18 protein-coding genes and 1 tRNA gene are annotated in these 21,148 nt (G+C 66.0%); 11 read left to right on the top strand and 8 right to left on the bottom strand.

Annotation, left to right across the window (positions count from 1 at the left end):
* The first annotated feature begins 73 nt into the window (after positions 1 to 73).
* The gene (locus DM450_RS25710) at positions 74 to 1,618 is read left to right on the top strand and encodes a pseudouridine synthase (protein ID WP_185928706.1); all 1,545 of its coding nucleotides are present in this window, start codon (positions 74 to 76) and stop codon (positions 1,616 to 1,618) included.
* Complete coding sequence (gene rsmD, locus DM450_RS04295; protein WP_142632748.1) at positions 1,615 to 2,202, top strand: 16S rRNA (guanine(966)-N(2))-methyltransferase RsmD; 588 nt, start codon at positions 1,615 to 1,617, stop codon at positions 2,200 to 2,202. The genes DM450_RS25710 and rsmD overlap by 4 nt, the downstream gene beginning before the upstream one ends.
* Before the next feature lie 116 nt (positions 2,203 to 2,318).
* Here the strand turns inward: rsmD and DM450_RS04290 are convergent, their stop codons facing one another.
* Complete coding sequence (locus DM450_RS04290) at positions 2,319 to 2,591, bottom strand: hypothetical protein (RefSeq protein ID WP_142632747.1); 273 nt, start codon at positions 2,589 to 2,591, stop codon at positions 2,319 to 2,321.
* Between the two features lie 146 nt (positions 2,592 to 2,737).
* Here DM450_RS04290 and DM450_RS04285 point away from each other — a divergent pair, with 146 nt between their 5' ends.
* On the top strand, positions 2,738 to 5,044 hold the full coding sequence (locus DM450_RS04285; RefSeq protein ID WP_260610174.1) for an ATP-dependent helicase: 2,307 nt from the start codon (positions 2,738 to 2,740) through the stop codon (positions 5,042 to 5,044).
* 7 nt (positions 5,045 to 5,051) lie between these two features.
* Here DM450_RS04285 and DM450_RS04280 read toward each other — a convergent pair whose 3' ends face one another.
* Positions 5,052 to 5,636, bottom strand: coding sequence for a methyltransferase family protein (locus DM450_RS04280; protein WP_142632746.1), 585 nt, complete (start codon positions 5,634 to 5,636; stop codon positions 5,052 to 5,054).
* A 172-nt stretch (positions 5,637 to 5,808) separates the two neighbouring features.
* Here DM450_RS04280 and DM450_RS04275 point away from each other — a divergent pair, with 172 nt between their 5' ends.
* Positions 5,809 to 6,606 (top strand): sterol desaturase family protein, encoded by a 798-nt coding sequence (locus DM450_RS04275; RefSeq protein ID WP_142632745.1) that lies wholly within the window; start codon positions 5,809 to 5,811, stop codon positions 6,604 to 6,606.
* On the opposite strand, the gene DM450_RS04270 is transcribed toward DM450_RS04275, so the two are convergent.
* The 3 genes from DM450_RS04270 to DM450_RS04260 all read right to left on the bottom strand — a co-directional run bounded on the left by DM450_RS04270 (position 6,600) and on the right by DM450_RS04260 (position 10,429).
* Positions 6,600 to 8,063 (bottom strand): carboxylesterase/lipase family protein, encoded by a 1,464-nt coding sequence (locus DM450_RS04270; protein ID WP_260610173.1) that lies wholly within the window; start codon positions 8,061 to 8,063, stop codon positions 6,600 to 6,602. The two genes, DM450_RS04275 and DM450_RS04270, sit on opposite strands and share 7 nt — an antisense overlap.
* 104 nt (positions 8,064 to 8,167) lie before the next feature.
* Positions 8,168 to 9,619 carry a DEAD/DEAH box helicase gene (locus DM450_RS04265; protein ID WP_142632744.1) on the bottom strand — a complete coding sequence of 484 codons (1,452 nt, stop codon included), beginning with the start codon at positions 9,617 to 9,619 and terminating at the stop codon, positions 8,168 to 8,170.
* A gap of 183 nt (positions 9,620 to 9,802) precedes the next feature.
* The gene (locus DM450_RS04260; protein WP_142632743.1) at positions 9,803 to 10,429 is read right to left on the bottom strand and encodes a hypothetical protein; all 627 of its coding nucleotides are present in this window, start codon (positions 10,427 to 10,429) and stop codon (positions 9,803 to 9,805) included.
* Between the two features lie 149 nt (positions 10,430 to 10,578).
* Between DM450_RS04260 and DM450_RS04255 the strand changes: the two genes are divergently transcribed.
* The gene (locus DM450_RS04255; RefSeq protein ID WP_142637489.1) at positions 10,579 to 12,045 is read left to right on the top strand and encodes an FAD-binding oxidoreductase; all 1,467 of its coding nucleotides are present in this window, start codon (positions 10,579 to 10,581) and stop codon (positions 12,043 to 12,045) included.
* Positions 12,046 to 12,174: 129 nt separating this feature from the next.
* Positions 12,175 to 12,945, top strand: coding sequence for a SapC family protein (locus tag DM450_RS04250; protein WP_142632742.1), 771 nt, complete (start codon positions 12,175 to 12,177; stop codon positions 12,943 to 12,945).
* Positions 12,946 to 13,361: 416 nt separating this feature from the next.
* Here the strand turns inward: DM450_RS04250 and DM450_RS04245 are convergent, their stop codons facing one another.
* Entirely contained in the window at positions 13,362 to 14,300 is a 939-nt protein-coding gene (locus DM450_RS04245; protein ID WP_142632741.1) for an N-formylglutamate amidohydrolase, read from the bottom strand.
* A 167-nt stretch (positions 14,301 to 14,467) separates the two neighbouring features.
* Between DM450_RS04245 and cpdR the strand changes: the two genes are divergently transcribed.
* From cpdR to DM450_RS04225, 4 genes are all read left to right on the top strand, one after another.
* Positions 14,468 to 14,842 (top strand): cell cycle two-component system response regulator CpdR, encoded by a 375-nt coding sequence (gene cpdR / locus DM450_RS04240; RefSeq protein ID WP_142637487.1) that lies wholly within the window; start codon positions 14,468 to 14,470, stop codon positions 14,840 to 14,842.
* Between the two features lie 149 nt (positions 14,843 to 14,991).
* A tRNA-Val gene (locus tag DM450_RS04235) sits at positions 14,992 to 15,066 on the top strand.
* A 206-nt stretch (positions 15,067 to 15,272) separates the two neighbouring features.
* Positions 15,273 to 16,526, top strand: coding sequence for a DUF3422 family protein (locus tag DM450_RS04230; protein WP_185928705.1), 1,254 nt, complete (start codon positions 15,273 to 15,275; stop codon positions 16,524 to 16,526).
* A gap of 132 nt (positions 16,527 to 16,658) precedes the next feature.
* On the top strand, positions 16,659 to 17,882 hold the full coding sequence (locus tag DM450_RS04225) for an NADP-dependent isocitrate dehydrogenase (protein ID WP_142632739.1): 1,224 nt from the start codon (positions 16,659 to 16,661) through the stop codon (positions 17,880 to 17,882).
* A gap of 185 nt (positions 17,883 to 18,067) precedes the next feature.
* Here the strand turns inward: DM450_RS04225 and DM450_RS04220 are convergent, their stop codons facing one another.
* Together DM450_RS04220 and DM450_RS04215 are read right to left on the bottom strand one after the other, a co-directional pair.
* Complete coding sequence (locus DM450_RS04220) at positions 18,068 to 18,913, bottom strand: TauD/TfdA family dioxygenase (RefSeq protein WP_142632738.1); 846 nt, start codon at positions 18,911 to 18,913, stop codon at positions 18,068 to 18,070.
* A 122-nt stretch (positions 18,914 to 19,035) separates the two neighbouring features.
* Positions 19,036 to 19,644, bottom strand: coding sequence for a TetR/AcrR family transcriptional regulator (locus tag DM450_RS04215; RefSeq protein ID WP_142632737.1), 609 nt, complete (start codon positions 19,642 to 19,644; stop codon positions 19,036 to 19,038).
* Between the two features lie 102 nt (positions 19,645 to 19,746).
* Between DM450_RS04215 and DM450_RS04210 the strand changes: the two genes are divergently transcribed.
* Complete coding sequence (locus DM450_RS04210; protein ID WP_142632736.1) at positions 19,747 to 20,817, top strand: PA0069 family radical SAM protein; 1,071 nt, start codon at positions 19,747 to 19,749, stop codon at positions 20,815 to 20,817.
* Positions 20,818 to 21,148 lie beyond the last annotated feature (331 nt).

Below are 21,148 nucleotides of genomic sequence, written 5' to 3'. Positions count from 1 at the left end.
TGCCGCACCCTAACGCGCCCTTGGCGCAAGGGAAGGCTGGATGAAGCGACGATCAACAGGTATGGGCGGGCAAATGTCCAAACCTCCTTTCAAATCCGGCGGCCCGAAGCGTGGCGGCGGTGGTTCGCGTGATGGCTCTTCGCGCGACGGTTCTTTCCGCAGCGGTCCGCGTGGCGGCAACTCCCGGGGCGATGCCCCACGCGATCGCGGCGCCCGCGGTGAAAGCCGGTATGGCGACGGCACCTACAGCACCGGGCGTGAAGACCGGCGCGGCGACAAGCCCACCTTCCATCGCGGCCCCCGCAAGCCCGAGGATGCAAAGCCATATGGCAGCAAGCCTTCCGGCGACCGCGGCCGCGAGGATCGCGGCCGCGAGGATCGCGGCGGCTTCACGCGTGACGGCCAGCGCGGCGACCGGCCTGCTTATGGGCGGGGTCCGCGCAAGGATGACGGCGCCAAGCCCTATGGCGGCAAGCCCTATGGCGGCAACGCGCGCAGCGATCGCGATGCCGGCGACTATGGCAGCAACGAACGCCCCTGGAGCAACCGCAACCGCGACGATCGCCGCGATACGCCGCAAGGCGCGCGCAGCGAACGCCCAGCCTTCGGCCGAGGTCCGCGCAAGGACGATGACCGCAAGACCTTCGGCGGCAAGCCCTACGGCAGCCGGGACGGCGGCGAGCGCCCCCGCAGCGACCGTTTTGCCGGTGATCGCTTCGGCAAGGACCGTTTCGCCAACGATCGGCCCCGCGAAGAGCGTGCACGGGAAGAACGCGACCGCGACGACCGCCCCCGTGAAGAACGCCGCCCCCGCCCCGTTCGCGCCGCACCGCGCGCCGCTGCGCCCACGGCCAAGACCCCGGGCATGCCCGTACGCGAAGGCGAACGCATCGCCAAGCTGCTCGCCCGTGCCGGTGTCGCCAGCCGCCGCGAGGCCGAGCGGCTGATCATCGAAGGCCGCGTGCGCCTTGGTGAAGATCTGATCGAAACCCCCTCCACCGTGCTGCCGAACCTGCGCGGCGTGACGGTCGACGGCAATCCCGTGCGCGATGCCGAGGAAACCCGCCTCTTCATCTTCCACAAGCCCTCCGGCCTCATCACCGCCGAGCGCGACCCGATGGGCCGCCCGACGATCTACACCGCGCTGCGCAATGCGCTGCCCGATGATTCGGGCCGCGTGATGCCGATCGGCCGCCTCGACCTCAACACCGAGGGCCTGCTGCTGCTGACCAACGACGGCGAGTTCAAGCGCCAGCTCGAACTGCCCGCCACCGGCGTGCCGCGCACCTACCGCGCCCGCACCTTCGGCGATATTTCGCAGGCCCAGCTCGAGGACCTCATCGAAGGCATCGAGATCGAAGGCGTTGTCTACGGCAAGATCGACGCCAACATGGAGCGCCGCACCGGGCGCAACCAGTGGGTCGAGATGACCCTGACCGAAGGCAAGAACCGCGAAGTGCGCCGCGTTCTGGAGCACCTCGGACTGCAGGTCAGCCGCCTGATCCGCATTTCCTACGGACCGTTCCGCCTGCTCGACCTGCCCAAGGGCATGGTCGTGGAAGTCTCGCCCCGGGAACTCGAGAACTTCCGCCGCACGCTGCCGGACGCCAAGGCATGAAGCCTGCCAATGCCCGGGGCAATGTACGGACCGGCCTGCGCATCGTCGCGGGTGAATGGCGCGGCCGCAAGCTGGCCGCGCCCGAAGGCGATGCCACGCGCCCGACCGCGGACCGCACCCGCGAGACGCTGTTCTCGATGCTGGCAAGCCGCCTCGGGACGTTCGAGGGGCTGAAAGTGGCCGATCTCTTTGCCGGATCGGGCGCACTCGGCCTCGAGGCGCTTTCGCGCGGCGCCGCGCACTGCCTGTTCGTCGACCAGGACCCCGGCGCGATCCGGGCGATCCGCACCAACATCGCCAATCTGCGCGCGCAGGGGCAGACCGACGTGCGCGCAAGCTCGGCCCTGTCGCTTGGCCCGGCCAAGGACACGCTGGACCTCGTCCTGCTCGATCCACCTTACGACACCGGCGCCGGTGCCGTGGCGGTCGACAAGCTCAACCGCCTCGGCTGGATCGGCGAGCAGACCTGGGTCTGCATCGAAACCGGCCGCGACGAGACGTTCGCGATCAAGGGCTTCGAAGTGGAATCCACACGCGATGTCGGCAAGGCCCGGCTGCATATCCTGCGCCGCGTCCCGGCCTGACGCTTCAGGTTACATTTCCATACTTCAAGGGGTGCCTTTGCCGACCGCAAGGCACCCCTTTTGCGTTTGGTTACCTTTAGCCATCATCGGCGGTTACTTTTCCATACCACGCTCGGTCACTTTTTCATGCTGGCAGGCTGCCCGGGCCAGTCCGCCATCGGCCTGTTGCCGAAGTGCAGGCCTGCCTGCCGGGGGTTGATGCAGCTATCGACGACGGTCTTCGAGCAGACCTTGTAGCTCTGCCCGTCTACCGTCACTTCGGAGGGATAGACGCGGGATTCGCGGACCGAGGCGCCCGCCCGGTGATGCGGCGAGGCAGCCAGAGCCGAACCTGCGGTGGGAATGAGGGCGGCCGCTGCGGCCAGCACCACGATGGAGCGATGAAACATCCGGACTTCTCCATGGATGACAGCCGCACGCTCATCGTGACAATGCGTGCCCTGCGCTTCGGTTCCCGGCAAACCGGCGGGGATTGTTCTCCAGGCCCGGCGAAGCGGCCTTGCACGCCCCGCCCCCGTTCTCTAGATGTTCACGGGTGAACGATCTGCAATCCCCCGTGCCCGACGCCTCTTCCGACCCGCTCATCGACGGGCTGAACCCGCCCCAGCGCGAGGCAGTTCTGACCACCGAGGGCCCGGTGCTGATGCTGGCGGGTGCCGGTACCGGCAAGACGGCGGCGCTCACCCGCAGGCTGGCGCATCTGGTGCGCAGCCGCCTGGCCTGGCCAAGCGAGATCCTCTGCGTCACCTTCACCAACCGCGCCGCGCGCGAAATGCGCGAGCGTGTCGGCCAGTTGATCGGCCCGGCGGTCGAGGGCATGCCCTGGCTCGGCACTTTCCACGCGATTGCCGCCAAGATGCTGCGCCGCCACGCCGAACTGGTCGGCCTCCAGCCCAATTTCACGATCATCGACACCGACGATCAGCTGCGCGTGCTGAAGCAGCTGATCCAGGCCGAAGGGATTGATGAGAAGCGCTGGCCCGCGCGCCAGCTCGCCGGTTGCATCGATCGCTGGAAGAACCGCGGCCTCAACCCCGCCGATCTCGATGCCGGAGAGAACGAATCCTACGCCAACGGGCGCGGGCAGAAGTTCTACCAACTCTATCAGGACCGCCTGAAGACGCTGAACGCCTGCGATTTCGGCGATCTTCTGCTGCACATGCTCAACATCCTGCGCACCCACCGCGAAGTGCTGGAGCAATACCAGCAGCGCTTCAAATACGTGATGGTGGACGAGTATCAGGACACCAACCAGGTCCAGTACCTCTGGCTGCGCCTCATCGCGCAAGTCCGCAAGAACATCTGCGTGGTGGGCGATGACGACCAGTCGATCTACTCCTGGCGCGGCGCGGAAGTGGCCAATATCCTCAAGTTCGAGAAGGACTTCCCCGGCGCGAAAGTGATCCGGCTGGAGCAGAACTACCGCTCCACCCCGCAGATCCTTGCCGCCGCCTCGGGCCTGATCGGCGAGAATACCCAGCGCCTCGGCAAGACGCTGTGGACCGAGCGCCACGCGGGCGACAAGGTGCGCGTGATCGGTGTCTGGGACGCCCCCGAGGAAGCCCGCCGTGTCGGCGACGAGATCGAGCGGCTGGAACGCGAAGGCGCCGCGCTCGACCAGATCGCCATCCTCGTGCGCGCGCAGTACCAGACGCGCGAGTTCGAGGACCGCTTCATCGCGATCGGCATGAAGTACCGCATCGTCGGCGGCTTCCGCTTCTACGAGCGCGCCGAAATCCGCGACGCCCTCGCCTACTTGCGCGTCATCGCCCAGCCGGCGGACGACCTTGCCTTCGAGCGCATCTACAACGCCCCCAAGCGCGGTCTCGGGGCCAAGGCGCTGGAGGCGCTGCACACGCTTGCCCGCCGGCGCGCGATTCCGCTCGCCATGGCCGCGATCGAAATCGCCGATACCGACGAACTGCCCGCCCGCGCCCGCAACACCTTCCTCTCGCTGATGCGCGACTTCGCCCGCTGGCGCGATCTTTCCGCCACCGAGAACCCGGCCGACCTCATGCGCACCGTGCTCGACGAGAGCGGCTATACCGACGCGCTGCAGGCGGAAAAGACGCCCGAGGCGAACGGACGGCTGGAAAACCTCGTCGAACTCGCGCGCGCCATGGAAGAGTATGAAAGCCTCGGCGATTTCCTCGAACACGTGAGCCTGGTGATGGACAACGAGGCCGCCTCGGACGAGGAGAAGGTCACGATCATGACCATGCACGCCGCCAAGGGGCTGGAATTCGACAACGTGTTCCTGCCGGGCTGGGAGGAAGGCGTGTTCCCCTCGCAGCGCTCGATGGACGAAGGCGGCCTCGCCAGCCTCGAGGAAGAGCGCCGGCTTGCCTACGTCGCGATCACGCGGGCACGGCGCAAGTGCACGATCCTCCACGCCGCCAATCGGCGCATCTATGGCCAGTGGACCAGTTCCATCCCCTCGCGCTTCATTGCCGAACTGCCCGAGGATCACGTCGACAGCGAAACCACGCTATCGGGCGGCGCTTCGCTGTGGAGGGCGCAGTGGAGCGAACATGCCGATCCCTTCGCCGAAGTCGCCCGCGCGCAGCCTGCCCGCACGATGACGCGCGGGCCCGGCTGGCAGCGCGCCGCGGCGCAGGACTACGATCCCAAGCCGCGCCGCATCGCCGAATCGACCCGCAGCGCCGCCAGCTTCGCCTCGAAACCGCGCACCGACATCGAAGTCGGCGCCCGCGTGTTCCACGAGAAGTTCGGCTACGGCAAGGTCACCGGGCAGGAAGGCAACAAGCTGGAGATCGACTTCGAACAGGCCGGCGCCAAGCGTGTGCTCGACAGCTTCGTGAAGCCTGCCAGCGACGTCTGAAGCCGGCTCAGACGAGCCCCGGGATCAACCGCGAACGAACCTTCTCGGCATATGCACGGTAAGCCGGATCGGCGCGCAGGACCTTCTCCTCCTCGTCCGTGCGCATCCACAGCAGGATCCACGCCAGCGCATAGACCGCCAGGTTCCAGGCCGAAAGATAGAGCATCAGATAGCCGATGTGGTTGATGATGTAGGCCATGTACATCGGATGGCGCACCAGACGGTACACGCCGCGATTGGCCGCCACCACCCCGAAGCTGCGGCGCAGCGACAGCTTGGCGAGGATCGACAGGGCAACGCCGCCCAGGATCATCGAGGTCGAGGCCAGATCCGGCACCAGCTGGACACCCCTGGGTACGATCAGCAGGCCCGCCGCCGTACCGCCGAAACCCACCAGCACCGGCTTGACCCCGGTCGCCACGTCGCCGGGCCGCTGCAGCAGGATCAGCACCACGCCAAGCAATTCGGCCACCAGGAACACCACCAGCTGCGGGTGCTGCGGCATGGCCGGAAGCAGGCGCCAGACCACCATGTAGGCCAGCAGGATCATGAACGCGCATTCGGCAAGATGAAGCAGGCGAGGCAAAGTCATCGAAGTCCCCCGTCCCCCGCCGCAACGGCCGGGCACACGGAACAGCTAGCGCCACATTGGTAAACAGGCATTTAAGCGGCGACCAGCGCCCAACTCATTGCCAGGCGTTTAGGATCGGGAAACCATGATGCCCTAGGATCGCCGCCAGTTCCTTTCGACGGGCCTCATCCTGATGCATGAAATCCTTGCCGTCCTGCGGCCCCTGTTCTTCGTCGCGCTGCTGCTCGTCCCGCTCGAGTGGCTGCTGCCCGCACGCGGCCCCGATCGCCGCACCCGCGCGGGGGTAGTCGCGGACATTCTCCATGCAACGGTGGGCACGCTCATGATCCGGTTCGGCGCCATGCTGCTGCTGGCGCTGATCGCGCCCTTCGACCCGCTCGTGCATCTGTCCGGGACGATTCCGGTCTGGCTGCAGGCGATCATTTTGCTGCTGGTCTGCGACTTCATCATCTGGTGCGCGCACCGCAGCTTCCACGCCTCGCCCTTGCTCTGGCGCTTTCACCGCATCCACCATTCCAGCCCGCACCTCGACTGGCTGGCCACCGCCCGCGTCCATCCGGTCGAACAGATCGTCTTTGCCACCGCCATGGCGCTGCCGATGTGCATCGCCGCCTTCTCGCCCACGGCCGTGGCGATCTACATGGGGTTCTACACGCTGCACGCGAACCTGCTGCATGCCGATACCCGGCTCTCGTTCGGGCCGCTCGACGCCGTGTTCACGCCGCCGCGCGTGCACCACTGGCACCATGCCGACGAAGAGCACGCCTATGACAGCAATTTCGGTTCGCAACTGGTGATCTGGGACAAGCTGTTCGGCACGGCCTATCGCCCCGAAGCCGAGCGCCCTTCCCGCTTCGGCGTCGAACAGGCGCCGCCGGAAAACTTCGTCGACCACCTCGCCGCGCCGTTCCGTGCGCAGCCCGAGCTACGATCGGATAGCGGCGGCGCCGTGGCCGAAAGCGCTCACTGACCCTGCGATGCGGCGTCGATCTGCGGCAGCAGAGGATCGGGAATGTTTGCCGCCGTGCCATCCGGGGCAAGATCGAGGATCGCCTCGCCCTGCCGTGAACGCGGCTGCCAGACCGGCAGGTCCGCACCGTTGGGATCGCCCGTCTTCGCGAAGTTCACCAGATAGCCGCTGGCGATCCGCGCCATGCCGGCATCCCGATCGCTCGCCCCCGCACCATACTTGATCGCCACGGTGCCGAGAAAATAGGGAATGTCGGTCGCATGGCCCGCGCCCTTGCCGTCCTGCGGCAGTGAGCTGGCGACATAACCGAAGCGATATTCCCAGACCGGCACGCCCTGTTCGGCAATCAGGCCCGACAACTGGCGTGCACCCGCGATCATCCCGCCGGCAACGCCGCCGATGTCATCGCTTGTCGCGCCGATGATCATCGGCACCTGATGGAACGTGCCGGAAGCGTACGCCTTGCGCTGATCGACGGCGATGCGGCCATCCGCGAACGGGCTTGCAAAGGTGCGCGGCGCGCTCGACGGCGCGAACAGCGCCGCCAGGTTCAGCCCATCGACCACGGCATCGCCCGGAAGTGCCCGTAGTTTCGCAAGGCTTTCGGGATCGTCTGCGGCAATGCCCTTGCCTGCCGCAAAGCGCAGCCCCGCCGCCTCCGCCGATGCAAGATCGGCATCGACCAGCATCTGCCCGTCACCGCCCGACATCACCACCGCCTTGTCGAACAGCCCGTTCGCCAGCGGCGACGTGACGAGATTGTGCACCGACATGCCGCCCGCGCTCTCGCCCACGATCGTCACGTTGTCGGGATCGCCGCCGAACGCCTCGATATTGCGCTGGACCCAGGAAAGCGCCGCGATCTGGTCGAGATAGCCGTAATTGCCGAGCAGGCCGCCATCCTCCTGCGCCTGCGTCAACGCCGGATGGGCAAACGTGCCGAACCGGCCGACCCGGTAGTTGAAGCTGAAGAACAGCACGCCCTGCCGCGCGAGTTCGGCCCCCGAATACGTCGGCGGCGAGGCCCCGCCATTGACGAAGCCGCCGCCATAGATCCACACCACCACCGGCAGCTTGCCCCCGGCCCGCTCCGGGCGCCAGACGTTGGCGTAGAGGCAGTCTTCCGCAGGCGGCGTGCCGAGCGGCGCGGCATCGCCGTCGAACGGCTTCTGCATGCAGTCATGGCCATATTCGCCCGCATCGCGCACGCCCTGCCACGAAGCCGCCGGCTGCGGCGCCCGCCAGCGCAAGTTGCCCACTGGCGGCGCGGCGAAGGGGATGCCCTTCCAGCTGATCACGCCGCCTTCGGCATGGCCCTGAAGCGCGCCGTTTTCCTCATGCACCAACGCCCCGGGATCGGCCGTAGCCGCACAGCCCGTCCCCAGGCCGATCGCCATCCCCAGACCCAGCGAAACGGCCAGCGCCCGCCTCATTCCCCCAAGACGCTCAGCTCGCATCAACGCCGCTCCTTGTTGCCGCTCGGGAGCCAACGCCCGAACCACTCACAAGCCCTTATAGCCAAACGAAAACGGGGAGCCAGATGGCTCCCCGTCGTATCGTGTCAGGCCAGCGCGGAAACGCCGAGGAATTCCGGGATCGGCCCGTTCCAGCCCATATCCGCGGGTTCTTCCTCGCGGCGGCGAGAGCGGCGGGCATCGCCGCGCACGGGCTTGGCATCGCGCACCGGCATGGCTTCGCGAACCGGCTTGGCTTCGACTGCTGGCCGAGCCTCACGCTCCACCTCGCGTTCCGCGCCCCGCCCGGACGCCTTTTCCGGTGCACGTTCCCGCGCAGGACGGCGTTCGCTGCGCTCGGCACGTTCGGGACGCTCGCGCTTTTCGCGGCGCGGCTTGTCGTCACGCTCGGCGCCGCGCGCCGGAGCCGATTCCGCATCGTCGAGCGTCACGTCGAACAGCGGGATCTTGCCGCCGGTGAGTTTCTCGACGCCCTCGATCGCTTCGGCATCTTCCGGCGCGACCAGCGTGAAGGCACGGCCCGTGGCGCCGCCGCGGCCGGTACGGCCAATGCGGTGGACGTAGTCGTCCGGATGCCAGGGCGTATCGAAGTTGAACACGTGGCTCACGCCCTTCACGTCGAGACCGCGCGCGGCAACGTCGGAGGCGACGAGGATGTTGACCACCCCGTCCTTGAAGCGCTGCAACTCGGCCAGACGGGCCGGCTGGTCCATGTCGCCGTGGATTTCGCCGGCCGCAAAGCCATGGCGTTTCAGGCTCTTGGCCAGTTCACGCACGGTCGTCTTACGGTTGGCGAAGATGATCGCGGTGGACACGTTGTCGGTGCGCAACAGATGGCGCAGCACGTCGCGCTTCTTGCGCGAGGAGACCGTGACCTTGTGCTGGGCGATGTTGGTGTTGGTCGAGGCCGGACGCGCGACTTCGATGTACTTGGGGTTCGACAGGAAACGATCCGCCAGCTTCTTGATGACCGGCGGCATCGTTGCCGAGAACAGCAGCGTCTGGCGGTTGGTCGGCAGCTTCGAGCAGATCGTCTCGATGTCGGGGATGAAGCCCATGTCGAGCATGCGGTCGGCCTCGTCGATCACCAGCAATTCGCAGCCCGTGAGCAGGATCTTGCCGCGCTCGAACAGGTCCATCAGGCGGCCCGGCGTGGCGATCAGCACGTCGACACCGTCCTGCAGGGCCTTGACCTGGTCGCCCATCTGCACGCCGCCGATCAGCAGCGCCATCTTGAGATCGTGGTTCTTGCCGTACTTCTCGAAATTCTCGGCGACCTGGGCCGCCAGTTCGCGAGTCGGCTCCAGGATCAGCGAGCGCGGCATCAGCGCGCGGCGGCGGCCGTGAGCAAGGATGTCGATCATCGGCAGCACGAAGCTGGCGGTCTTGCCCGTCCCGGTCTGCGCGATGCCGATGATGTCCTTCATCATGAGGACCGGCGGGATGGCTTGCGCCTGGATCGGAGTCGGCTCGCTGTAACCCGCGGTTTCAACCGCGTGCAGCAATTCGTCAGACAGGCCGAGATCGGCAAAGCTCATAGGCAGAATGGTTTATCCGGAGTTCAGGGAAACAAGGATATCCGCCGAGTATCGCGAGTGAGTACGGGGCGAGCCCCTTCGCGTGTCCAACGTATATCTGCGCGGGCCCTAGGCGCGAATGCCCCCGAAAGTCAAGGAAATCCGCGCAGAGGCCTGATTCGCCGCCTTCGTGCATGCCCGGGGTCAGCGACCGGACGCCACCATCTGGCGGATGCGCACCAGCTTGCAGTTCGATCCGCTGCGCGAAAGCAGCGAATCGCGCTCGACGCAGAGCTGGCCGTCCGGCGAGCGGGAGAGCAGGAAACCCGAATAGAACGAGCCCGCCCGGCAGGAGCGTTCGAGTTCCGCGCTGATGATCCGGCGATCGCGCATGAACAGCAGGAGATTGTGCTGGCCGTCCGGCTCCACCCCGGCGATCCCCGCGATCGGCAGGCACTTGCCGATCTTGCGCTCGGTGAAACGCGGCCGCGGGTCGCGGTCCATCGGGCCATCCGGATCGACCGGCAACTGGGCACGCGGGGTGATGCGGATGGTCATGCGCTGTTCGATGCGCACCTGCCAGGCATCCTCCGGCTCCGGGTGCTGGAACGCGAAGACCGAGATGATCCCCCGCGCCGCGGAATCGGAGCGTTCGTCCGGCCAGGCATCCTCGGGCACCGCATAGCCGGGCGCGGCCCCGGCATCGGCGCGCATCGGATCCTGCACCACGCCGCGATCCGACTTGCCCGCATCCGCCTTGCCCGAATCGCCGCCCCCTGCCGCCGGCAACAGCAGCATGAACGGATAGAGCAGAATGGACGCAAGATTCATCGAAAGAGCAGATCCCCGAACAGCCCAGGCGGACCGGACCGTCCCCCTCCCTTAGGGCAAGAGCTTGAACCACCGCTTAACCCAAACGGCAAGCATCCTGACGACGCAAATTGGGTGAAACCGGCAATGGGCTGTGCCATATCGCCGGCATGACGACGCTCACCGACAGCTCCGCCCCCCGATCCGCCGCCCGATCCGCCGCCTCCACGCGCTTCCTTGAAGAAGCCGCCGAATTGCTTGGCCCCCGCGGCTTCACTGTCGACCCGGACCTGCTGGAACCCTGGCTGACCGACTGGCGCGGGCGTTATACCGGCAAGGCCCTCGCCCTCGCCTCGCCCGCCACCACGCAGGAAGTCGCCGCCGTGGTGGCGCTCTGCGCGCAGCACGGCATCGCCATCGTCCCCCAGGGCGGCAACAGCGGCATGTCGGGCGGCGCCACGCCCGACGACAGCGGCGAGGCCCTGCTGCTCTCGCTGCGCCGCATGACTGCGGTGCGCCAGTTTGACGTCGAGGCCCGCCAGATCACCTGCGAAGCCGGATTCGTGCTCCAGACCCTGCACGAGACCGCCGAAGCCAAGGGCCTGCGCTTCCCGCTCTCGCTCGGCGGCAAGGGTTCGGCAACCGTCGGCGGATTGATCGCTACCAATGCCGGCGGCACCCAGGTCCTGCGCCATGGCTCGATGCGGGCGCTGGTGCTGGGACTGGAGGCCGTACTTCCGGACGGGCAGGTGTTCTCGATGCTCACCCCGCTCAAGAAGGACAATCGCGGCTTCGATCTCAAGCAGGTCTTCATCGGCTCCGAAGGCACGATGGGCATCGTCACCGCCGCCACCCTCGCCCTCTCGCCCGCGGTGGCCGAGCGCGTGGTGGTCTGGGCGGGCGTGCCCACGCTGGGTATGGCGCGCAAGCTGCTGCTGCATTGCGAGGCTGCCGCGGGCGATGCGCTCGAAGGCTTCGAAGTGCTGCCGCAGGCCTGCCTCGAGGCGGTGCTGGACTATCTGCCCGACGCCCGCGCCCCGCTCGAAGGCAGGCATGGCTGGCACGTCCTGATCGAAGTGGTGGCCGATCGCACCGGCGCCGACACCCTGCGCGAACGCTGCGAGACGATGATGGCCGACGCTTTCGAGGCCGAACTGCTGGAAGACGCCGCGATGTCCGCCAACGAAGCCCAGGCCGAAGCCATGTGGCTGATCCGCGAATCGATCTCCCCCGCCGAACGCGCGCGCGGCCCCGCGGTCCAGCACGACATTTCGGTGCCGGTCGAGAAGATGCCCGACTTCGTGGAGACCACCGCGCCGATGATCGAGGCCAAATGGCCCGGAACCGAGGCGATCGCCTTCGGTCATCTCGGAGACGGCAACGTCCACTACCACGTGATCGCCCCCAGCGTGACCGACGGGGCCGCCTGGCAGGCCGGAACGGGCAAGGAAATCAGCCGTTATGTCCATGATCTTGTTACGGAATGGGGCGGATCAATCTCGGCCGAGCACGGCATCGGCCAGCTCAAGAAGGACGAACTGGCACGCCTGGGCGATCCGGTCGCGCTTTCGGTTCTGCGCGCGGTGAAGCAGGCCCTCGACCCGCGGGGCCTGATGAATCCCGGCAAGCTGATCTGACCGCAGCGGGGCACCTGCCCCGACTCGCCGGATATCCCCGTTTTGCCCCGGAAGCGCGCTTGCGCCCGTGCTTTCGGGCTTCTAAAGCCACGCTCTTGGAAATTTCCCAGACTTGCGGAGAGTATCGCAATGGCCACCGCGCCGCAGAATCCTGCCCTGCCCCTGTTCTACAAGGACCTCGTGCCGCTCAATTCGCAGCAGCACGCCAGCTGGAAGACCCGTTCGACCAACAAGGCGACCTGGCTGGTCGGCGTCAACTCGGTGCCGCTCACCGTCGAGGAATTTCCGCAGGCCCAGCGCAACTACCCGATCATCTTCACCTCGGGCGAGAATCCGGTTCCGCTGATCCTCATGGGCATGAACGACGGCGTGAACGTCTTTGTCGACGATGAAGGTTCGGTCGATCAGCCGGTCTACATCCCGGCCTATGCGCGCCGCTACCCCTTCATGCTCGCCCGCCTGCGCCCGGACAGCGAAGAGCTGTCGCTCTGCGTCGATCCCTCGAGCGATCTCGTCGGCGAACTGGAAGAAGGCGAAGCCCTGTTCGCGGATGGCCAGCCCACCGAAGCGACCACCAACATGCTCAAGTTCTGCGAGAACTTCGAGATCGCCGGCACCAAGACCGCCAACTTCATGGCCGAGCTCCAGAAGCACAACCTGCTGATGGAAGGCGAGCTGAACATCGACATCGGCACCGGCCAGCCCTTCACGTATCGCGGCTTCCAGATGGTCGACGAATCGAAGCTGCGCGAAGTGCGCGGCGACGTGCTGCGCCAGTGGAACCAGAACGGCATGCTGCCGCTGATCTACGCACACCTGTTCTCGCTGGATCTCGTGCGTGACATCTTCGGCCGCCAGGTTGCCCAGGGCAAGGGCCCGCAGATTCCCGTAAACGCCTGATTCAGCGGCCTGTTTCAGGTCGCAGACACATGAAGGGGTGAGAGTTTTTTGACATTTTTGTCACACTCTCACCCCATTCTGCATCAACTCTTCTCCACAGGCTTGCAAAGCTGTTACACTTTGCTTCATTCTAAGGGTTGAATGTCGCCAAGGTCTTGCTATGTTGGGTGCACCTGATCGGCGCTACCCTCATGGCCCGGTCGGGCTGGTGCACATCGTGCACCTCCTCCCTGAACCTTGGCCACCTCGCGCACCGCGCGAGGTGGTTTTTTATTGGCCGAAATCGCGGCCCTCCCAGCACCAAGGCTTCCGGCACGCTCCACACCGGCCCAGCGCCATTGCCGGGGCGATAGACGCAGCCACATCCGGGCAACTCGTGCCCTAGATCATCACGCAAGCACCTTCAGGCGCCACGCTCACTCGGCCGCCTGGGCCCAGCCCTTTCCGGCCAGTTCGCTGACGGCAGCCGCCAGCCGGCGCACCAGTCCTGCCAGCAGGTCCACCGTCTGCCCCATGCCTTCTCCCGGCTCCGACAGCCGCGAATCGAGATAGCACCGCCGATCGACTTCCAGCTGCAGGGCATGGATCCCCGCCGCCGGCGCCGCATGACGTTCCAGCACATAACCGCCCGCATAAGGGCGATTGTGCGCGGCAAGCTGGCGATTCGCCGCGAACCAGGAAAACGCACAGGCCACCAGGCTGCCATGGCAGGTGGTTCCGAACCGGTCTCCCACCACAAAATGCGGCGCCTCCATGCCCGGACGCGCCTGCAGGGGCGGCATCGAATGGAGATCGACCAGCAGGGCCACGCCCCACCGATCCCGCAGCGAGGCCAGAGCCGCAGCCAGCGCCTCGTGATAGGGCCGGTGAATACCCTCGATCCGAGCGGCCAGATCGGCGCTTTCGTGCCGCCGCCGCCACAGCTCCCCCACCCCGGGCAGGCGCCGCGGAATGAGACCCAGCCCGCTGCGCGCACGCCGGCTCGGCAGACCGATCGATTCGGGACGCGAGGACCGCGCGAACATGTCCCAGTCGACATCGTCCGGCGCCCGGTTGAGATCGATCATCGCGCGCGGCGCCTGCGCCATCAGCAGACCCGCCCCGGTTTCCCGCGCAACAGCCTGCGCCAGCCGGTCGACGTAACGGTCCTCGAGCCGCAGGGCAACCGAATCGGGATGCCGCAAATCGTCCAGCAGCGCGCGCGGATAGGCCCGCCCGCCATGCGGAGCGGCGATCAGCACCGGGATCACCGAAGGGTCGGGCGCCTCGAAACTATAGGCCGGGATCCCCGGAGCCCCCGGAATCGATCCTCCCGAATGCCTCTGCGAATCGCTCTCGCCCTTGCCTGCAATCATGGATCGACGCTGGCCCGTTAGCCCCCGCGTGTCAAAGCGTCCCGTAACCGGTCACCGCGTATTCAAGGCGAGAATTTTAACCCGTTAGGCGCTATGCCGGAGGCCTTAACCAGTGTGATAAGCTGGGAACCGCCAATTTCGGGCCAACGACTCAGGACATGACACCGATGATCCGCATCCTGCTTGCCGAAGACGATCAGGCAATGCGTACATATCTGGCGCGGGCACTGCAGAATGCCGGCTACCACGTTACCGACGTCGATCGCGGCACCACCGCCCTGCCCTTGCTGGAACGCGAACATTTCGACCTGCTGCTTTCGGACATCGTCATGCCGGAAATGGACGGCATCGAACTGGCGCAGCGCTGCGCAGAAGTCTCGCCCAGCACCAAGGTCATGTTCATCACCGGTTTTGCCGCCGTGACCCTGCGCGCCAGCCGTGAAGCCCCGCACGCCAAGGTGCTTTCGAAGCCCTTCCATCTGCGCGACATCGTGATGGAAGTGCAGCGCATCTTCGGCCTGTCCGAACACGCGCAGCTTTAACGCCTCTTCATCCACAGGTCTTCCACAGCCTGAAAAATCCCGCGGCGAACTTTTTTGAAAAAGCGCCTTGCCAACCGGAAGGGTCACCGTTAGAGGCCCACTCCACCGAGCGGCGCTGCAAACGCCGCCACGGACCAACCGAATGGTGTGGGCGTATAGCTCAGTGGTAGAGCACTATGTTGACATCGTAGGGGTCGCAAGTTCAATCCTTGCTACGCCCACCATTCGAGAAACCCCGGAAATCTTCGGATTTCGCGGGGTTTTTCTTTGCCTGTAGCATCTTCGGAACAATCGCCCCGACCACAGGGCGAATCAGGCCTCCCCAGCCCCCATCTTCGCTCTATTGTGCATGCCGCGCCGGGCCCGCCCGGCCATCGGCCGAATCACCGTGGGGAATGAACCAGCCTTGTTCGACGAGATACGCACAAAGATGGCCCAGCGCAGCCGGCCGGAGCGCGCCAGCCTCACCGCCGAGATGCACAGCCGCAAGCTGCCGCCCTTCACCGCGCCGGCCCGGCTCATGCAGATCGTCCTGCTCGCCAGCGATGCCGAACTCGAGGCGGCCGCCGCCCATTTCGGTGCCGGAGCGGCCCGTCACGCGGTTGTCGATCTCGGCGGCGCGACGCTCGTGTGGGAACGCCACAGCGAGTTCGCGACCTACAACTTCATCGTCCCCGGCCAGTTCGACGCGCCTTTCGACGAGGAAGCCTTTGCTCCCTTCGTCGCGCCCTGGCTGGACCGCATGCCGGGCGCCATCATCCGCTCCAGCTTCCTTGCCATCGGCCGCGCCGGCATGCCCGGCACCCACCCCGAACATCTCGAGGCCTGGTTCGACGCCAACGACCTGGTCGTCTGCGACGTGCAGGAAGGCCGCGCCCGGATCTGGTCCGACTTCCGCCTCCACGGCGGTTTCGGCCGCATGTTCATCGCCATGCGCGACGACGACACCCGCCGGATCCCGGCGCTCGTGCAATCGCTGCTGGAACTGGGCAACTACCGCAAGCTCGCCCTGCTCGGCCTGCCCGAAGCCCAGAAACACGGCCCGGAGCTGCGCCGCATCGAGGAAGACCTGGCCCAGCTCAGCGGTGACATCGACCGCGAGGCCCGCCCGCGCGAGCAACTGCTCCACGCCATCGGCGAACTCGGCTCGCGCATTGCCCAGATCGCGGCGACGACCCGCTACCGGATGAGCGCCACCGCCGCCTACGCCGCGATCTGCGACGACCGCGTGCGCACGCTGGCGGTCAGCGCGGTCAACGGCGGCCCCACGCTCGTCGGCTTCACCCAGCGCCGCCTCCATCCCGCCGTCCAGACCTGCGCCAGCTTTGTCCAGCGCCTCGACGATCTTGCCGGGCGCGTCACCTGGACCGCCGAATTGCTGCGCACGCGGATCGATACCGAGATCGCCGCCCAGAACCGCGACCTGCTCGCCTCGCTCGACCGGCGAAATGCCATGCAGCTCAGGCTCCAGCAGACGGTCGAAGGCCTCTCCGTGGCGGCGATTTCCTATTATGCGGTGAGCCTCGTCGGTTATCTCGCCAAGGCCTCGCACGCGGCATGGCACTGGCCGAACTACGAACTGGCAACCGGCATCAGCGTGCCTTTCGTCGTGGCCATCGTCGCCTGGACCACCCACCGCGTTCGCAAGGCCCACGCCGCGCACGACGATCACGGGAAGGCATGAGACGACCGACCATGCCGTACCGCGCAAGCCGACTGCCGCGCATTGCGCGTCGCCGGGCCGATACCTGCCTTGCTAAGCGCTTCGCTGCTGCCTAAGAGACCCCCAAATCTCATCCCCAGGGGAGTTTCACGAATGGCGAAAATCAAGGTCAAGAATCCCATCGTCGAGATGGACGGCGATGAAATGACGCGGATCATCTGGGAATGGATCCGCGAACGGCTGATCCTCCCCTACCTCGACATCGATCTCAAGTACTACGACCTCTCGGTGCAGAAGCGCGACGAGACCAACGACCAGATCACCATCGACGCCGCCAACGCCACCAAGGAATGCGGTGTGGCCGTCAAGTGCGCCACCATCACGCCTGACGAAGCGCGCGTCACCGAATTCGACCTCAAGAAGATGTGGAAGTCGCCCAACGGCACCATCCGCAACATCCTGGGCGGCGTCGTGTTCCGCGAGCCGATCGTGATCTCGAACGTGCCCCGTCTGGTTCCGGGCTGGACCGACCCGATCGTCGTCGGCCGTCACGCTTTCGGCGACCAGTACAAGGCCACCGACACCCTGATCCCGGGCGCCGGCAAGCTGCGCCTGGTGTGGGACGGCGAGAACGGCGACAAGATCGACCTCGACGTGTTCGACTTCCCGGCTCCGGGCGTCGCCATGGCGATGTACAACCTCGACGAATCGATCCGCGACTTCGCACGCGCCTCGTTCAACTACGGCCTCAACCTCGGCTGGCCGGTGTACCTCTCGACCAAGAACACCATCCTCAAGGCCTATGACGGCCGCTTCAAGGACCTGTTCCAGGAAGTGTTCGACACCGAAGGCTTCAAGGAAAAGTTCGCCGAAGCCAAGATCGTCTACGAACACCGCCTGATCGACGACATGGTCGCCTCGGCGCTCAAGTGGTCGGGCAAGTTCGTCTGGGCCTGCAAGAACTACGACGGCGACGTGCAGTCGGACACCGTTGCCCAGGGCTTCGGCTCGCTCGGCCTGATGACCTCGGTCCTGCTCTCGCCCGACGGCAAGACCGTTGAAGCGGAAGCCGCCCACGGCACCGTGACCCGTCACTACCGCCAGCACCAGCAGGGCAAGGCGACCTCGACCAACCCGATCGCCTCGATCTTCGCCTGGACCCGCGGCATCGCCTATCGCGGCAAGTTCGACGAGACCCCGGAAGTGGTGAAGTTCGCCGAGACGCTGGAACAGGTCTGCATCGAAACCGTCGAAAGCGGCAAGATGACCAAGGACCTCGCGCTGCTGATCGGCCCGGACCAGAACTGGATGACCACCGAGCAGTTCTTCGAGGAAATCGTGAAGAACCTCGAAGCCAAGATGGCAAGCTGGGGCTGAGCCTCCGCCTGACCGGACCTCGGTTCAAGCAAGACCCTCCGCCGCAAGGCGGGGGGTTTTTCTTTGGCCAGTTCGGCCCACGAAAAGGCCCGCCGAACCGAAGTCCGGCGAGCCCTGCAAGTCTGGTCCTGCAAGTCTCTAAGTCTGGCTGAACCGCGCCCCCAGCGCCTTTCCGCCTCTTCGCCTTATTCGAAAGGTTCTTCGCCTTCGAGCTTGGTGCGGTGCATCATGCGGCCGCACGTCGGGTCATAGGCCTCGGCGCGGTGCATCGTGCCGGTGTTGTCCCACATGACGAGATCGCCGACTTCCCATTCGTGGCTGTAGGTGAACTCTTCACCCGTCGCCCATTCGCGCAGACCATGGATGATCATCGCGCTGTCGAGCGCCGACTTGCCGATCACCTGTGCCGCCGTGCAACCGATGACGAGGCTCTTGCGGCCGGACTGGTGCTTCCACACCAGCGGCAGTTCCTGTTCGCCGATCTGGGCATAGCCCTGCAGCTTGGCGAGGCTGGGTTCGGCTTCATAGTAGAACAGGCTGGCCCAGGGGCCATGCACGACGCGGTACTGCTCGTATTCGGCCTTCTTGTCTTCCGGCAGATCGTCGAACGCCGCGTAAGTGTTGGCAAAACCGGTGTTGCCGGTGCCCTTGGGGCTCGGCACCCGGCAGGAGAGCAGCGAGGCCAGGATCGGCACGTCGTTGCGGGTGCCGTCGATGTGCCAGTAGAGCGAGCCCTTGAGGTACTCGGCCGCCATCGGGTTTTCCCGGGCGTCGAGGGTGATCTTCGAGATCACTTCCTCGCCGCCCTTGCGCTCCGGCGCGAAGGTGCCGAGCGTCTTGGTGAAGGCCACCTGCTCCTCGTCGGTGAAGTTCACCTGCGGGAACACCAGCACCCCGCGCGCTTCCAGCAGTTCGCGGATCTCGGCCGCGAATTCGCCCGAAAGCAGTTCTTCCCGGCTGTTGAGAACGCGGCTGCCGATCTTCGGCTTGATCGCCTCGGCCTTGAACTCCGTCTTTGTCGCGAGCGACATCGTGCACACTCTCCATTGTCCGCTTCATCGCCGAAGCCATGCTTGAAGAGGGTGGTACCACGGACTGAACGCCTGTTCAAATTCCTCGCGGATTGCGCCTGCAATCAATCGCCGGTGCGTGATCAGGCGAGCGCCTTCGCCTCCAGCCGGTCGAGCCAGGATTCCACCGTCGCCCTCGCCTGCGCGTGTCCGGCGGTGACGCCCAGGTTTTCCTCCATGACGATGCAGCGGCCGATACCCGCCAGCATGACCGCGAGGCCGGCCGGATCGAAGCCGTCCAGAACCTTGAGCCGATCGCCGAACAGCTGCTCGATGATCTCCACCTGCCGCTGGCGCATGGCGACACTGTGCTCGGCCATCTTCTCGCGCACGGCCGGGCGGTGGTTGGCCAGCGCCATGAATTCGAGCGACATCGCGGTGCGACTGGTGTCGACAAAAAAGCCCCAGAGTGCGCGCACCGGATCCTCGCTCGCCAGCGCCTGCGCGATCATGGCATCGCTGTCCGCCGCGCCCTGACGGCACACTTCCAGCAGCAGGTCGTCGGTGGTCGGGAAATAGTAGTGCACCAGCGAAGGCTTGAGCCCCGCACGGGCCGCAACGCGGCGGGTGCTGGCGGCGGCATAGCCCTCGTCGCGGATCAGGTCGACGGTAGCCTCGACGATGCGTGCCCGTGTGGCCGAGGTCTCCGCCCCGATCCTGCGTCCACCCGACTTCTGCTCCGCGCCTGCCATTCGACCTCCATACAAGATCGGATTGCCTAAGGCGTGCCGCGCGAGAGATCAACCAAGCCCGACTCGCTTGCCTTTTGTTCTTGTTATGTTCAAAATGCCCGAATGCAGATCCACAAGGGCAGAGGCGCCGTCTCCGGGCAGGCCAGCACCCGCTTCAATCTTCCCCGGCGGGAGGCCGATGGCGACTGGCTTGACGCCTCGCGCGAGGTCGACGGCGAGCCCGCACCGCTGCGCACGCAGGTGAGCGAACTGAGCCCGCGCACCATCCTGTCGTTCAACACGTCTCCCGACGTGCCGTTCGACCGTTCGATCAATGCCTACAATGGCTGCGAGCACGGCTGCATCTATTGCTTTGCCCGGCCGACCCATGCCTATCACGACCTGTCCCCCGGCCTCGATTTCGAAACCAGGCTTTTCGTGAAACCGCAGGCGGCAAGGCTGCTGCGCGAAACGCTGGCAAAGCCGGGTTACCGCCCTGCCCCGATCGCCATGGGCACCAACACCGATCCCTACCAGCCGATCGAGGCGCGTTACCGGATTACCCGGCAGATCCTCGAACTCTGCCTGGAAGTGCGCCATCCGGTAACGATCACCACAAAGTCCGACCGCGTGTTGCACGATCTCGACCTGCTGGCCGAACTGGCGCGGCACAACCTGACCCATGTCGCAATATCGGTGACCAGCATGGACCCGGCCCTGTCGCGCCTGCTGGAGCCGCGCGCGGCGGCTCCGGCCAAGCGCCTTGCCGCGCTGGGCAAGCTGGCGGCGGCCGGGGTGCCCACGCATGTCTCGGTAGCGCCGGTGATCCCGGCAATCACCGACCACCACATCGAGGAGATCCTCGAAGCCGCCGCCGCGCAAGGAATCCGCAGCGCCTCATGGATCATCGTGCGCCTGCCCCACGAAGTCGCGCCGCTGTTCCGCGAATGGCTCCAGACGCATTTCCCGGACCGCGCCGGCAAGGTCATGGCAACCATCCAGGCCATGCGCGCGGGGCGCGACAACGATCCCGCGTTCTTTTCCCGCTTCCGCCCCGAGGGCGTCTGGGCACAAGTGTTCCGGCAACGCTTCGCCATCACGATGCGGCGCCTGGGCTTCGGCAAACCCCAGGTCGCGCTGGACTGCTCACAATTCCGGCCTCCCAGCCGCGACGGACAACTCGCGCTGTTCTAGGCGGCGCGGACAAATTCCGCATTGCCACGGTTGCCCTGCAAGCTGCGCCAGCAAGGCGCGAAGCCGCAGGAAGAGCGGGCCTCTTTCAAGGCGGAGCAACGCTGCTGGCGCAGCTTGCAGGGCAACCCCTAAGGGGCTGGAGGCAAAAGCCGTCCCTTCGGCGTCGGCTCGGCTGGAAGTATCGACATACTCCTGCGCCTCGCCTTCTGGAATTGACGGCTTTTGTCTCCAGCCGTGGCAACGCGGAATTTGTCCGCGCCGCCTAAGCCGTAAACGCATAAACGCCGCTGCGCCATGGCCATCGGGGACTGCCCGCAGACCATGATGCTGA

The organism is Sphingomonas sp. IC081 (assembly GCF_006874585.1).
Taxonomy (GTDB): Bacteria; Pseudomonadota; Alphaproteobacteria; order Sphingomonadales; family Sphingomonadaceae; genus Novosphingobium.
This window is presented reverse-complemented; position numbering and strand designations above follow the sequence as displayed.